Source organism: Sphingomonas faeni (genome assembly GCF_023195535.1).
GTDB classification, from domain to species: domain Bacteria; phylum Pseudomonadota; class Alphaproteobacteria; order Sphingomonadales; family Sphingomonadaceae; genus Sphingomonas; species Sphingomonas faeni_B.
On record NZ_JALPNF010000002.1, the window covers coordinates 529,423 to 543,755 of the forward strand.

The 14,333-nt window shown below is 65.7% G+C and carries 14 protein-coding genes; 9 read left to right on the forward strand and 5 right to left on the reverse strand.

Annotation, left to right across the window (positions count from 1 at the left end):
- Positions 1-179: 179 nt before the first annotated feature.
- Positions 180-695 (reverse strand): hypothetical protein, encoded by a 516-nt coding sequence (locus tag SPHN_RS06910; RefSeq protein WP_248522225.1) that lies wholly within the window; start codon positions 693-695, stop codon positions 180-182.
- On the opposite strand from SPHN_RS06910, the gene SPHN_RS06915 reads away from it, so the two are divergent.
- A complete protein-coding gene (locus tag SPHN_RS06915; RefSeq protein WP_248522227.1) occupies positions 694-1,311 on the forward strand; it encodes a hypothetical protein in 618 nt (205 codons plus the stop codon). The genes SPHN_RS06910 and SPHN_RS06915 overlap by 2 nt on opposite strands.
- Before the next feature lie 219 nt (positions 1,312-1,530).
- Here SPHN_RS06915 and SPHN_RS06920 read toward each other — a convergent pair whose 3' ends face one another.
- Genes SPHN_RS06920 through SPHN_RS06930 form a run of 3 tightly spaced genes read right to left on the reverse strand, consistent with a single transcriptional unit; the run spans position 1,531 to position 3,799 of the window.
- Complete coding sequence (locus tag SPHN_RS06920) at positions 1,531-1,704, reverse strand: YegP family protein (protein WP_248522229.1); 174 nt, start codon at positions 1,702-1,704, stop codon at positions 1,531-1,533.
- Between the two features lie 38 nt (positions 1,705-1,742).
- A complete protein-coding gene (locus SPHN_RS06925) occupies positions 1,743-2,828 on the reverse strand; it encodes an NAD(P)/FAD-dependent oxidoreductase (protein WP_349238471.1) in 1,086 nt (361 codons plus the stop codon).
- Positions 2,825-3,799 carry an alpha/beta fold hydrolase gene (locus SPHN_RS06930; protein ID WP_248522231.1) on the reverse strand — a complete coding sequence of 325 codons (975 nt, stop codon included), beginning with the start codon at positions 3,797-3,799 and terminating at the stop codon, positions 2,825-2,827. Before SPHN_RS06930 ends, SPHN_RS06925 begins: the two co-directional genes overlap by 4 nt.
- A gap of 19 nt (positions 3,800-3,818) precedes the next feature.
- Here SPHN_RS06930 and SPHN_RS06935 point away from each other — a divergent pair, with 19 nt between their 5' ends.
- The 8 genes from SPHN_RS06935 to SPHN_RS06970 are packed head-to-tail and all read left to right on the forward strand — an operon-like array spanning position 3,819 to position 11,399.
- On the forward strand, positions 3,819-4,295 hold the full coding sequence (locus tag SPHN_RS06935; protein ID WP_248522233.1) for an A24 family peptidase: 477 nt from the start codon (positions 3,819-3,821) through the stop codon (positions 4,293-4,295).
- 46 nt (positions 4,296-4,341) lie between these two features.
- Positions 4,342-5,385 carry a Flp pilus assembly protein CpaB gene (gene cpaB, locus SPHN_RS06940; RefSeq protein WP_248522235.1) on the forward strand — a complete coding sequence of 348 codons (1,044 nt, stop codon included), beginning with the start codon at positions 4,342-4,344 and terminating at the stop codon, positions 5,383-5,385.
- A gap of 1 nt (position 5,386) precedes the next feature.
- A complete protein-coding gene (locus SPHN_RS06945) occupies positions 5,387-6,967 on the forward strand; it encodes a type II and III secretion system protein family protein (protein ID WP_248522237.1) in 1,581 nt (526 codons plus the stop codon).
- 34 nt (positions 6,968-7,001) lie between these two features.
- On the forward strand, positions 7,002-7,631 hold the full coding sequence (locus tag SPHN_RS06950; protein ID WP_248522239.1) for a CpaD family pilus assembly protein: 630 nt from the start codon (positions 7,002-7,004) through the stop codon (positions 7,629-7,631).
- Positions 7,631-8,914, forward strand: a complete 1,284-nt coding sequence (locus tag SPHN_RS06955; protein WP_248522240.1) for a pilus assembly protein CpaE — start codon at positions 7,631-7,633, stop codon at positions 8,912-8,914. Before SPHN_RS06950 ends, SPHN_RS06955 begins: the two co-directional genes overlap by 1 nt.
- A gap of 49 nt (positions 8,915-8,963) precedes the next feature.
- Entirely contained in the window at positions 8,964-9,935 is a 972-nt protein-coding gene (locus tag SPHN_RS06960) for a type II secretion system F family protein (RefSeq protein WP_248522242.1), read from the forward strand.
- Between the two features lie 6 nt (positions 9,936-9,941).
- Complete coding sequence (locus SPHN_RS06965) at positions 9,942-10,937, forward strand: type II secretion system F family protein (RefSeq protein ID WP_432715060.1); 996 nt, start codon at positions 9,942-9,944, stop codon at positions 10,935-10,937.
- A gap of 54 nt (positions 10,938-10,991) precedes the next feature.
- On the forward strand, positions 10,992-11,399 hold the full coding sequence (locus SPHN_RS06970) for a hypothetical protein (protein ID WP_248522244.1): 408 nt from the start codon (positions 10,992-10,994) through the stop codon (positions 11,397-11,399).
- A gap of 221 nt (positions 11,400-11,620) precedes the next feature.
- Here the strand turns inward: SPHN_RS06970 and ppdK are convergent, their stop codons facing one another.
- Entirely contained in the window at positions 11,621-14,284 is a 2,664-nt protein-coding gene (gene ppdK, locus SPHN_RS06975; protein ID WP_248522245.1) for a pyruvate, phosphate dikinase, read from the reverse strand.
- Positions 14,285-14,333 lie beyond the last annotated feature (49 nt).

Sequence of the window (14,333 nt, forward strand, 5' to 3'; positions counted from 1 at the left end):
GGATGAACGTGTCCCGTTCGATATCTAGGGTTCTGTGCCCCCATCGTCCGTCATGCCGGACTCGTTCCGGCATCCACCGTTGGCCCTGGTTTATAGCCCGTTGGCGCGCGGCCCGGTGGACCCGGAACAGGTCCGGGGTGACGGACTGATTGGGACGATCGTCGGCCAACCCCGCAACGTCACGCGCCGACCACCTCACCGAACTGCGTGTCGGAGCGCACCGTTTCCCGCCAGGACGGATCGCGGTTCATCGTCAGGTTGATGATGACGATGCCGGCATGTGGCGGCCGGGCCGGACGCGGCAGGCGGATCACGCGGCGGCTCGAGCGATAGGCGGCGAGCGTCGTTGCCTTGGCACGGCGGGCCGCGTCGGTGGCGTGCCAGCCGACCACCGCCAGCGCGACCTGCGCCGCATCGCCGACCGCGATCGCGGATTGCTGACCGCGGTCCCGCATCCGGACCCAGGACTGCTGCAACCATGACGGCCGATCGAACGCCGACACGTCCGTCGAACGCCACGCCACCCGCAATCCTTCCGGAACGCCGGTCCAGCTATCGGCCGCCGACCCGACCACCGATGGCGCGGAGCGGATCAGGTCGTGCCGGCAGCGCTGGCAGCGGCTGAACAGGAACCCCTGATTTTCCAGGACGAGCGGCGCGGCGACGTGCCCCGAGGCGTGACAGAGCAGGTTCATGATGATCCTCCTTGATGGTGGGCGATGCCAGAGTGAGCGAATCGAGATGGAGCGCGGCCAGCACGATCAGGTCGCCCGGCCCCTGTTCGAGCACCTGATCCAGGTTCCAGACTTCGAAATGACGGCCCATGCCGACCAGCAGCGCGCGCTGGCGCACACCCCGCCGCGACCGCATCCACGACGCGATGCGCAGTCGCCCCTTGCCGTCCATCTGTGCGGGCGCAACGAAGCCGAGGCGCCGCCGCAGCAGCGTGTCGCGCGTTCCGCTGTCCCACGTCGCCTCGCCGCCAAGCTCCGCCAGCGCACAATGCTGGTCGGCCACGCTGCGGCGATCGTAGACCAGCATGCAGGGATCGTCGGCGTGAAGACCGATGAACAGATCCTCGCGCGCCTGTCGTGCCTGTATCGTAATGCAGAAATGCTCGGGAAGGATCAATTCGCCACGCGCGCTGATCGTAGAAACCGCACTTCCCACAAAGAGTTCGTTCATGATCGTTACACCCTCAACAACGACGAGGTGTCGACATCACAGTTTTTCCGGTCTTTCTACCTGAAAGCCGTGGATTTGCTCTGCCGACGCGCAGTTGATGGCGTGTTAACCAAGCAAATAAATTAACATTTCTCTAGTTTTCGAAAATAAGTCATTATTGTTGGATTTTTCCGAGAACGAATCCGGAATTTCTCCAGCATGAAATGGGATTCATGCAGCATATTGGTATGCGAATTGTGCGGAATCCGGGCACGCGCTGACCTCAAATTCAACGCGACAGGAGCCAGATACGGTCGGCGGGCGCCCTGTTTGGCTCAGGACGCCCGCGCGACTCGGGCGATTGCTTCAGGTTTCGTCGACTGGCGCGGCGGGGCCGTTCTTGATGATCGACTCGATCGCGTTCTTCGCGCCGGCCTTGCTCGAATAGCCCTCGGTCCAGAACATCGTTTCGCTGTTGTACTTGAACTTGGCGACATACTCGCCGGCCTTGTTCTGCTCGATCACGAACTTGTGCGCCATATCGACTATCCCTCGGTGAAAGGAGGTCGCAGGCTAACTCAAAACCGATCGGGCGAATAGCGTGCAGGGTCGATCGCCGCGACCGCCGGGTCGGGAGGCGTGCCGAGCACGAGGCTGGCGGCGAGCAATGCCGCGGCAGGCGCGGTCTGGATGCCGAAGCCGCCCTGGCCTGCACACCAGAAGAAGCCGGGCACGTCGCGGTCGAAGCCATAGATCGGCAGGCGATCGGGCGCGAAGGTGCGCAGGCCCGCCCAGCTCCGCTCGACCGCGGCGACGCGCCAGTCGACGACATGCTCGAACCGGTCGACCGCGATCGCGACGTCGATCTCCTCGGGCGCGGCGTCGCACGGGTCGGTCGGCGTTTCGTCGTGCGGGCTGAGCCAGAGGCGACCGCCGGGCTCGGGCTTGAAATAGAAGCGCCCGGCGATGTCGGCGATATGCGGCAGGCTCTCGGGGGCGCCCGGGTCGGTACGAAGCTGCACCATCGTCCGGCGATAGGCGGCCAGGCCGAGCGGACGGACGCCCGCGCGCACCGCGACATCGTCGGCCCAAGCGCCAGCGGCGTCGACGAGCGTGCGGGCCTGGAAGCTGCCGGCCTTCGTCTCGATAGTCCAGACACCGGCGGTGCGGGTCGCGCCGACGAACGCGGCATCGGTGACGAAGGTCGCACCGGCACGGCGCGCGGTGGCGATGCTCTCGGCGTGGAGCGCGGCCACGTCGATATAGGCGCAGCTCGCTTCCTGGATGCCGAGCGTCCATTCGGCGCGGAGACCGGGTACGAACGCGGCCGGATCGACTCGGTCGAGGACGACGTCGCTGCCGGCGAACTCGGCGAGGAACGCCTCCATCGCCGCCTTGTCCCCGGCGCGACCGATGTGAAGCGAACCGAGCGGCGCGAGGTGTCCGCCGGCGTCGAGGAACGGACCCGAGGCGGTGGTGAGCGGCTGGATATCGGGGCCGCCATAGGTTTCCGACCAGAATGCGGCCGAGCGACCGGTGGCGTGATAGCCGGGTGCATCCTCCGCCTCGAGCACGAGCACAGTCACGCGCGATCCGATCGCGGCGGCGAGGCTGGCACCCGCCATGCCCGCGCCGACGATCGCGATGTCGTAGACCGGCGTCACGGACGCGCAGGCACGACGGCCGCCAGGAACGAATCGATCGCCGTTAGCGCACGGTCGCGCACGCCGTCCGCCTCGCGCAGGATCTCGTGCGCTGATTCGGGCCCGAACCGGAGGATCTGCGCATCGGGCAGGCGCGCGCCGAGCCGCAACGCCGCGCGCGGGTCGACCAGCTTGTCCGCGTCGGCGATCAGCATCAGCACCGGCGTCTTGATCGTCTCGATCCGCGGATCCGATATGAGTGCGGCGGCACCCGCGAATCCGTGCGCGAGCCAAGTCCAGCTCGGCGGTCCGAGCACCAGGTCGGGATGCCGGTCCTGCCACCAGCGTTCGTCGGCATAGCGATCGCCGTCATGCGTCAGCAGCGATCGGCGCGACGCCAGCGCGCCCGGCCGTTCGTTGCCGCGCCACGCCGCGCGCATCGGGTCACCGCGCGCCGCGATCCAGCGCGCGAGGCGGGCGGCGACGGCGGCACCGATCGGCGATTTCAGCCCAATCATCGGCGCGACGAGGATCGCCGCGTCGGGATCGATCGACCGGGCCGCGAGCGCACGGACGACCATCATCCCGCCCATCGAGTGCCCCAGAACGATTCGGGGGCCCGCGCCCTCCGCACTCCAATCCGCCCAGAACGCCGCGAGGTCCGCGTCGTAGATGCCATAGTCGCCGACATGGCCGACATGCGGGTCCGGCGACAACCGCCCCGAGCCCCCCTGCCCGCGCCAGTCGAACGCGGTGACCGACCAGCCCTGCGCATGGAAGTGCGCGAACGTCTCCAGATACTTCTCGAAGATATCGCCGCGGCCGGTCTGGAACAGCAGCCGTCCGCTCGGGTTCGCTGCCGCCCAGTCGAAGCGGCGCAGTTTCCAACCATCAGGTGCGACCCAATGACCGACCTGTGCGTCGGCGGGGATCGCGCGGCGTACGGGGTCGAATGCAGGACCAGTCGGGACGGTTACTTTTTCGAAAGCCATCTCCGTTAGGGCTTAGCCGATGGGGTGGAACATTGCTCTTCCAATTTTGATTCTCGTGCTCGGCGGCCTGTTGGTCTCCGCGGGCATCCAGGACGCGCGCACGCGCGAGATCGCCAACTGGAAGACCGCCACGGTCGCGCTGCTCGCGCCGGTCTGGTGGTATGCCAATGGGTTGAGCATCTGGCCCGACATGGCGTTGCAGGTCGGCGTGGCGCTCGCGGTGTTCGCGGTCTTCCTCGTCGCATTCCATTTCGGGATGATGGGCGGCGGCGACGTTAAGCTGATCGTCGCGCTCGCGCTGTGGCTGCCGTTCCCCGCCTTCCTATCGATGCTGATGGTGATGTCGATCGCCGGCGGGGTGGTGACGGTCGTCATGATGATCGAGCGCGGCATCAAGAATAACTCGGGTCAGATCGAAGTGCCATACGGCGTTGCGATAGCAATGGCCGGGCTACTCGCGCTGCGCGAACCACTCCTTAATCAGTTTCAGTCATGATTAACGCCGAAGCAAAATACCGGCGCCTGAAAGGCACGAACTAGTCATGGACAGTCGTAAGATCATATTGCTGGTTGGCGCGCTGATCGTCGCCGCCATCACGGCATTCTTTGCCAGAACGCTGATCGCCGGCAGCTCTGCGCCGCAAGCCGGTGCCGTCGTGATGGCCGCGCCAGTCGTCGACGGGCCCGAAGTGCTGGTCGCGACCCGCTCGCTGCCGGTCGGCACGATCCTCGATGCGACCGCGCTGAAGTTTCAGCCCTGGCCCAAGGAGCTGGTCGACAACGCCTATTACCTGCGGGACAAGACCAACCTCCAGTCGCTGCAGGGCACGGTGGTGCGCAGCATCATCACCGCCGGGCAGCCGGTGACGCAGGGGTCGTTGGTGAAGCCGGGCGATCGCGGTTTCCTGGCCGCCGCGCTGGGGCCAGGCATGCGGGCGGTTACCGTCCCCGTCTCGGCACAGGCCGCGGTCGCGGGGTTCGTGTTTCCCGGCGATCGAATCGATCTCGTGCTGACGCAGGCGGTGCCGGGCGGCGGCGACGGCGAACCGCTCAAGGTGTCCGAGACGATCATGCGCAACGTCCGCGTGCTCGCGACCGACCAGCGCACCGACAATCTGGTCGGCGAAGATGGCAAGACGAAGGTCCAGGCGTTCTCGAACGTCACGATCGAGGCGACGCCGAAGATGGCGGAGCAGGTCGCGGTCGCGCAGACCCTCGGCACGTTGTCGCTGTCGCTGCGCTCGATCGCCGACAATTCCGCCGAGCTCGAAGAGGCGATCGCCTCCGGGGCCGTGAAGGTGCCCGACGGCACCGATCCGAAGGCCGAGAAGGCGATGATGATGCGGCTTGCGAGCCAACCCCAGGGGGGGACTTCGAGCTATCAGACGGGTGCCGACGTCTCGCGCTATCAGCGGAGCTCGGTCCCAGGGAAACCGCGCGAAAGCGGCGGCGGCCAGGGGGGGATGTCTACAATGCCGATGGCACCAGTCGCCAGCGGAGCTGCCGGGGTCGCCGTACAGGGGCCGATCGTACGGGTGGCGCGCGGCAACGCAATCACGATCGTTCCGGTCGGGGGGAAGAACTGAGATGCGTATTCCGATGACGTCGCCGGGTTGGCCTCTGGCCATCGCCCTGGCCGCGGCCAGCGCCGCGCCGTTCGCTCCCGCTCTCGCGCAACGCCAAGCCGCCGTGGCCGTGACGACCGGCTCGCCCGTCGTGCAGGTCAACACCGGCCGCGGTCGGCTGGTGACGCTGGCCCGGCCGATGACCGACCTGTTCGTGGCGGACGATACGATCGCCGACGTCCAGGTTCGCTCGCCGACGCAATTATATCTATTCGGCAAGAAGACCGGCGAGACGACGATTTCTGCGACCACCAAGGGTGGCGCGGTGGTCTATGCGGCGACCGTCCGGGTCGGCAACAACCTCGATTCGGTCCAGCAGATGCTCGGGCTGGCGATGCCCGAGGCACAGGTCGTCGCGACGCCGATGAACGGCCTTATCCTGCTCACCGGCACGGTTCTGGCGCCCGAGGACGCCGCCGAGGCCGAGCGGCTGGTGCAGGCCTTCGTCGGCGACTCGACGAAGGTTTTGTCTCGCCTGAAGACCGCGACACCGCTGCAAGTGAACCTGCAAGTGCGGATCGCCGAAGTCACCCGCAGCTTCATCAAGAACATCGGGGTGAACGTGCAAAGCCGAGACGGTACGGGCGGCTTCAAATTCGGCGTTGCCCAGGGCCGCGGCGCCAGCACGCAATTTGTTCCGGGCGGCACGCTGTCGACGGGCTTCACCGCACCCGTTCAAAGCGGGGTCACGCAAACGACGTTGGGCTCTACGTTCGGTCTTGCCGGCAAGCTGCTCGGGCTCGACCTGATCGGCGCGATCGATCTGGGTGAGACCATCGGCCAGGTGACGACGCTCGCCAACCCGAATCTGACGGCCTTGTCGGGCGAGACGGGTACATTTCTGGCGGGCGGCGAGGTCCCGATCCCGCTGGCGCAGGCGCTCGGCACGATCTCGATCGAGTATAAGCAATACGGCGTCAGCCTAGCGTACACGCCGACGGTCTTGTCGGATGGCCGGATCTCGCTGCGGGTTCGCCCTGAGGTTTCGCAACTCGATTATTCGAATGCCGTGACGCTGAACAGCACGCGCGTGCCAGGCATAACAACCCGCCGGACCGAGACCACCGTCGAACTGGGTTCGGGCCAGAGCATGATGATCAGCGGCCTGCTGTCGAACAGCCACAATAACTCTTACGACAAGACGCCGGGGCTTTCGAACCTGCCGATCATCGGCGCGCTGTTCCGGTCCAACGCGTTCCAGCGCAACGAGACCGAACTGGTCATCGTCATCACCCCGTATCTGGTGAAGCCGGTCAACAATGCGAGCGACATCGCGTTGCCGACCGACGGTGCACGGACGCCGGGCGATCTCGACCGGGTCTTGCTGGGTACGCTCAGCGCGAGCGGCGGCGGCAAGCGACCGGTGCCGACGGTCGCGCCGCCAACCTACGCCCAGCCATCGGTCGGCGCGGCCGCCCCGGTCCTGCCGATGCCACGCGGCGACGTTCGTCGCACCGAGGACGACGCCGTGCCCCGTCCCGATATCAAGACCGGCACGAAATCGAAAAAGGGCGTCGTGCCCGCTCCCGGCTTCTCGAATTGAGCCGCGCATTCGCGCAACGCACCAAGGATATCCGATGATCAACAAATCGATCCTAGCGTCTCTCGTCCCCGCACTGCTGCTCGGCGGTTGCATGGGCACGGAGAATCGCGGCCTCGAATCGGTCCATCAACCGGTCGTCAGCCGTACCGACTATGCCCTCGACCTGGGCGTCGCAGGCGGCGCGCTCGCCTCCGGCGAAACAGAACGTCTGGCGGGTTGGGTCGAGACGATGCGGCTCGGTTATGGTGACCGGGTGACGATCGACGATCCAGCCGCGGAAGGATTTCGCGCTCGTGATGACGTATCCGCGGTCATTTCCCGCTACGGCCTGTTGCTGAGCGCCGATGCGCCCGTCACGCCCGCCCCCGTGACACCCGGATCGATCCGCGTGGTGGTCAGCCGGATGCGCGCGGCCGTGCCCGGTTGCCCCGACTGGTCGCGCGATTCGACGAACGACTTCGAAGCGAACACCTCGTCCAACTATGGCTGCGCGACCAATCGCAACCTCGCGGCGATGATCGCCAATCCCGCCGATCTCGTGCGCGGGACACCGGGTACCGAGACCACCGACGCGGCGCTGTCTTACAAGGCGATCGATACCTATCGCAAGAAGCCGCCCACCGGCGCCGCCGGCCTCACCGCAGTCAGCACGGGAGGCAAGTGATGAACGCACCCTGGAAGCCGGGCGGCATCGCGCACCGCGAGCCCTTCACCGCTTATGTCTGCGACGAGATCACTGCCGAGGCCTTGCGCCCGATCGCGAGCGAACTCGGCTGGGCGGTCGAGAAGATCCACAAGGGTGGCCTGCGCAACGCGATCCAGTCGCTGTCGGTGTCGGCCTCGCCGCAGATCCTGTTCGTCGATCTCGCCGAATCCGGCGACCCGCTCAACGACATCAACGCGCTTGCGGAAGTATGCGAACCGGGAACGGTCGTAATTGCCGCGGGACAGGTCAACGATGTCCGACTCTATCGTGATCTCGTGTCGAGCGGGATCCAGGACTATCTGCTGAAACCGTTGCATGCCGACATGCTGCGCGAGGCATTCGGGCATGCGCAGGCGCTGCTGAACACACCGAAGCACGTGGAGATTTCGACCGATCGACCCCATTGCTCGGTGGCGGTGATCGGCACGCGTGGTGGCGTGGGCGCTTCGACGATCGCGACGTCCTTGGCCTGGTTGCTCGCGGACAAGGAGAAGCGTGCTACCGCGCTGCTCGATCTCGACGTCCATTTTGGCACCGGGGCACTCAGTCTCGATCTCGAGCCGGGACGGGGCCTTACCGATGCGATCGACAATCCAAGCCGGATCGACGGCCTGTTCATCGAGCGTGCGATGGTCAAGGCATCGGAGAATCTGTCGGTCCTGTCGGCGGAGGCGCCGATCAACGCGCCGCTCGTGACGGACGGATCGGCCTTCTATCAATTGCAGGAGGAAATGCGCGCGGCGTTCGAATGCACCGTCGTCGACCTGCCACGCGCGATGCTGATCCAGCATCCGCAACTCGTCAGCGACATTCAACTGGGTGTGATCGTTACCGAACTGACGCTCGCATCGGCGCGCGACACGATCCGTATCCTGTCCTGGATGAAGACGAACGCACCGCAGACGCGGTTGTTCGTACTGGCCAACCGGATGCACGCCGGCGGTCAGCTCGAAATCAGCCGCAAGGATTTCGAAGGCTCGATAGAGCGAAAGATCGATTACCTGGTGTCGTTCGACCAGAAGCTCGCATCGCAGGCGGCGAAGCTCGGCAAGCCGTTCGTCGAAGTCGGCAAGACGTCGAAGACCATCGCACCGATCACCGCACTCGCTACCGCGATCGCCTCGGCCGTGCCGGAGGGCGCGACCGACGGCGCGAAGCCAAAGGGCAAGTCGCTGATCGGCAAGTTCGGCGACCTGAAGGGGTTGATCCCCAAGCGTACGGGCAAGGCGAAAACGCCATGAGCGACAGCCGGACCATATCGACGACGACGGGCGGAAGGCGATAGGCGCGATGGAGATGATGCCATTCCTGTTGGTCATCCTCGGCGCCGCGATCGTGCTCGGGATGGTCGTATTCGCTTTTGCAGGCCCGTCAGCCGGACGCGCGCAGTCGCGGCGGATCGCCTCGCTGCGCGAGCGTCATGGCGACGCCCTGGTGGTTGCCGAAGCGCAGCTGCGGCGAATTTCGACCAACCGCGATACCAAAATGGATCTCGCCTTTACCCGGATCTTGCCCAACCCCGAACAACTCGCCAAGCGCCTGGCGATGACCGGCAAGACGTGGACGGTCGGCCAATATGGTCTGGCGACCGCGGGGATCGCGCTGGTGATTGCAGCTTTGATGCTGTTGAAAGGCCTGCCCATCCTGCTCGCGCTGTTGTTCGGTGTCTTCGTCGGCGTGGGCCTACCCCATTTCGTCGTCAGCAAGACGATCCAACGGCGTATCGGCAAGTTCACCGCCAAGTTCCCCGACGCGATAGACCTGCTAGTGCGCGGGCTCCGCTCCGGCCTGCCGATCAGCGAAACGATCGGCGTCGTCGGTCAAGAAGTGGAGGGTCCGGTCGGCGAGGAATTCCGTTCGGTCAGCGACAAGATGAAGATCGGCCGAACGATGGACGCCGCGCTTCAGGATACCGCGGACCGGCTCGGCACGCCCGAATTCCAGTTTTTCGTGATCACCATCGCGATCCAGCGCGAGACGGGCGGCAATCTGGCGGAGACGCTGGCCAACCTGTCGCACGTGCTGCGCATGCGCGGCCAGATGAAGCTCAAGATCAAGGCGATGTCGTCGGAATCCAAGGCATCGGCGTATATCATCGGCGCATTGCCGTTCATCGTCTTCGGGCTGATCTGGTTCATCAACGGGACCTACATGCAGAATTTCTTCATCGACGAGCGGCTGATGGCGATCGGCATGGGCGGCATGGTGTGGATGGCGATCGGCGCCTTCATCATGTCCAAGATGATCAGCTTCGAGATCTAGGGGCACATGATGGGCACCACCGGCGGACCTACCCTACTTGGTTTCGACGTACTCACGGTCGCGACGATCCTGTCGGGCATTGCCGCGTTCGCGGTGATGGTCGCGATCTATGCCGCGACCACGGTCAGCGATCCGATGACAAAGCGCGTCAAGGCGCTCAACGACCGCCGCGAACAGCTGAAGGCAGGCATCACCGCCTCGACCAAGCGCCGCGCCAAGCTCGTCCAGCGCAACGACACCGCCGACAAGATGCGCGGCATGCTGTCGTCGATGAAGATGTTGCAGGACAGCCAGGTCAAGGCGGTCCAGCTCAAGCTGATGCAGGCCGGGATCCGGTCGAAGGAATGGGCGCCGGCGGTGATCTTCGGCCGGCTGGTACTGCCGATCGTGCTGGGCAGCGCCATGTTGTACTGGGTGTACGGCACCGACGGCTTCGCGACTTGGTCGCCGCTGAAGAAATACGGCCTCGTCGCGCTGACCTTCATCCTGAGCTACAAGGCGCCGGATCTGTATCTCGACAACAAGATCAAGAAGCGCTCCGACGCGATCCGTAAGGGGCTTCCCGATGCGCTCGATCTGCTGGTGATCTGCGCGGAGGCAGGTCTGACCGTCGATGCCGCGTTCCACCGGGTCGCGCGCGAACTGGGGCGGGCATATCCCGAGCTTGGCGAGGAGTTCACGCTGACCGCGATCGAACTCGGCTTCCTGACGGACCGGCGGTCGGCGTTCGAAAATCTGGCACAGCGCGTGAAGCTGGATGCGGTGAAGGGCGTCGTCACGACGATGATCCAGACCGAGAAATACGGCACGCCGCTGGCGTCCGCGCTGCGCGTGCTGTCGGGCGAATTCCGCAACGAGCGGATGATGCGGGCGGAGGAGAAGGCGGCGCGCTTGCCGGCGATCATGACGATCCCGCTGATCCTGTTCATCCTCCCCGTGCTGTTCGTCGTCATCCTCGGGCCGGCGGCGTGTTCGATCTCCGACGCGCTGATCAAGACCTGAAGCAACCGGCGGCGCGGCCGATCGTTGGGCTCCCGTAACAGGAGGGTTTTTACGATGCCGTTGTTTTCCACACCTACGCAGTTTGCGGCGCTTGCGCTGGTTTTCGTTGCCGGCTGGCTGTTCGGATTGGCGAGCCATCCGGGCGGCAAGAAGTGGAAGGCGCGCTATCTGGCGGAGCGGGACGCGCATGCTTCGGTGAAGAAGGATGGCGATGTTCGCGCGTCAGCGGCCGAGAAGCGGGCGGTCGAGGCCGAGCGCGAGAATGCCCGGTTGGTGAAGGAGGTCGAGACGGCGCGGGTTGCGGCGCCGGTGGTCGAGCGGGCGCCGGTTGTCGGGCGTGATCCGATTGTCGATACGTCGCGGTCCGGGGCGCTGTCTGCGGCGCGGCCGGCTTATGCTCGGCCGGCGTATAATGCCGATGGGACGAAGCGTGGTTGGTTTGACTTCGACCAGCGTCGGTGAGGTTTTGGGGGTGGGTCAGCCCCCGCATCCTTGTTCTCCCGCGAAGGCGGGAGCCCAGTCTGGGTCCCCGCCTTCGCGGGGACACATTCTTTTCTTATTCCACCCCGGCGGAGGCCGGGGCCCAATTGGGAGCGTTGAGTAACTGGGGGTAGTCCTTCGTTACTCTGGACGTTCCAATTGGGCCCCGGCCTTCGCCGGGGTGGTGCTATTCTAGTTCCGTATTACTTCTTTGAGAGCGCAGCCTGTGCCGCTGCTAGGCGGGCGATCGGCACGCGGTACGGGCTGGCCGAGACGTAATCCAACCCGACCTTTTCGCAGAACGCGATGCTTGCCGGGTCGCCGCCATGTTCGCCGCAGATCCCCAGCTTGATCCCCGTCCGCGTCTTGCGCCCACGCTCCGCGGCAATCTCGATCAGCTCACCCACACCCTCGACGTCGATGCTGACAAACGGGTCCTTGGCGTAGATGCCCTGCTCGACATAGGCGCCGAGGAAGCGCGAGGCGTCGTCTCGGCTGACGCCCAGCGTCGTCTGCGTCAGGTCGTTGGTGCCGAACGAGAAGAACTCGCCGACTTCCGCGATTTCACCGGCGCGGAGGGCTGCGCGGGGGAGTTCGATCATCGTGCCGACGAGATACTCGATCGTGCGGCCCTTTTCGGCGAACACGGCCTGGGCGGCCTTGTCGACGACCGCCTTCATCAGTTCCAGCTCGCGGCGGGTGGCGACCAGCGGGATCATGACCTCGGGGATCGGGGCCGCGCCGGACTTCTCCGCAACGTCGACCGCCGCCTCGAAGATCGCACGCGCCTGCATCTCGTAGATCTCGGGATAGGTCACGCCGAGCCGGCAGCCGCGGTGGCCGAGCATCGGGTTGAACTCGTGCAACTCCGCCGCGCGGCGCTTGAGCGTGTCGACGTCGACGCCCGCTGCGGTCGCGACTTCGGCGAATTCCGATTCCTCGTGGGGGAGGAATTCGTGGAGCGGCGGATCGAGCAGGCGGATCGTCACCGGCAGGCCGGCCATGACCTCGAGGATCTCGGTGAAATCCTTACGCTGTTCGGGGAGCAGCTTTTCGAGGGCGACGCGACGGCCCTTCTCGTCCGAGGCGAGGATCATCTGGCGGACGTTGGTGATGCGGCTGCTCTCGAAGAACATATGCTCGGTGCGGCAGAGGCCGACGCCCTCGGCGCCGAACTCGCGCGCGACGCGGCAATCTTCCGGCGTCTCGGCGTTGGCGCGGACCTTCAGGCGGCGGACCTCGTCGGCCCAGACCATCAGCGTGGCGAAGTCGCCCGACAGCTCGGGCTGCACGGTCGCGACCGCGCCGATCATTACTTCGCCGGTGGTGCCGTCGATGGTGAGCAGGTCGCCCTCCTTCACCTCGCGGCCGCCGCAGCGCATGATCTTCGCCTTGGCGTCGATGGAGAGCGTGCCGGCGCCGGAAACGCAGGGGCGGCCCATGCCGCGTGCGACGACGGCGGCGTGCGACGTCATCCCGCCGCGCGCGGTGAGGATGCCCTTGGCGGCGTGCATGCCGTGGATGTCGTCTGGCGACGTCTCAGTGCGGACGAGGATCACGGCGACGCCGTCGGCCGCTTTCTTCTCGGCGGCATCGGCGTCGAACACGACCGCGCCGGACGCGGCACCCGGCGACGCGGGGAGGCCCTTGGTCAGCACGTCGCGGTGCGCCTTGGGGTCGAGCGTCGGGTGGAGCAGCTGGTCGAGCGCCATCGGCTCGACACGCAGGATCGCCTCCTCGCGGGTGATCAGACCCTCGTTCGCCATGTCGACGGCGATCTTCAGCGCGGCCTTTGCGGTGCGCTTGCCGGCGCGCGTCTGGAGCATCCAGAGCTTGGTCTTCTCGACCGTGAATTCGATGTCCTGCATGTCGCGATAGTGGTTTTCGAGCGTGTCGAACACGTCGGCGAGCTGGTGATACACCTCGGGCATCGCCTCTTCCATCGAAGAGGCCTTGGCGCCGGCGTCTTCGCGCGCGGTCTTGGTGAGATACTGCGGCGTGCGGATGCCCGCGACGACGTCTTCCCCTTGAGCATTGATCAGGAATTCGCCGTAATAGGCGCGGTCGCCCTTCGACGGGTCGCGCGTGAACGCGACGCCGGTCGCCGACGTGTCGCCCATGTTGCCGAACACCATTGCCTGGATGTTGACCGCGGTGCCCCAGCCGCCGGGAATGTCGTTGAGGCGGCGATAGACTTTCGCACGCTCGGACTGCCACGAGCCGAAGACGGCGCCGACCGCGCCCCAGAGCTGGTCATGGACGTCCTGCGGGAAGGGCTTGCCCCAGAGCTTCTCGACGAGGCCCTTATACTCCGCGACGAGCTTGCGCAGATCGTCCGCCGAGAGTTCGGTGTCGAGCGTGAAGCCCTGGTCTTCCTTGGCGATCTCCAGCGCTTCCTCGAACGCGCCGTGATCGAGTTCGAGGACGACGTCGGCGTACATCTGGATGAAGCGGCGATAGCTGTCCCAGGCGAAGCGCGCGTCCTCGGACTTGGCGGCCAGGCCCTCGACGGTCTGGTCGTTGAGGCCGAGGTTGAGGACGGTGTCCATCATACCCGGCATCGAGGCGCGGGCGCCGCTCCGGACAGAGACGAGCAGCGGGTCGGCGGGGTCGCCGAACTTCTTGCCGGTGACGCCTTCGATATGGGCGAGGCCGGTGGCGACTTCGTCGCGCAGGCTCTGCGGGAACTGGCCGCCCTCGTCGTAATAGACCGCGCAGAAATCGGTCGAGATCGTGAAGCCCGGCGGGACCGGGAGGCCGATCGACGCCATCTCGGCGAGATTCGCGCCCTTGCCGCCCAGCAGGTTCTTGTCGCCCTTGCCGCCATCCGAAACACCGCCGCCGAAGCGGTACACATATTGGGTCATCACAGGTCCTCTAGGTGTTGTTGCGCGCAGGGCGGCAGTGAAAGGCTTT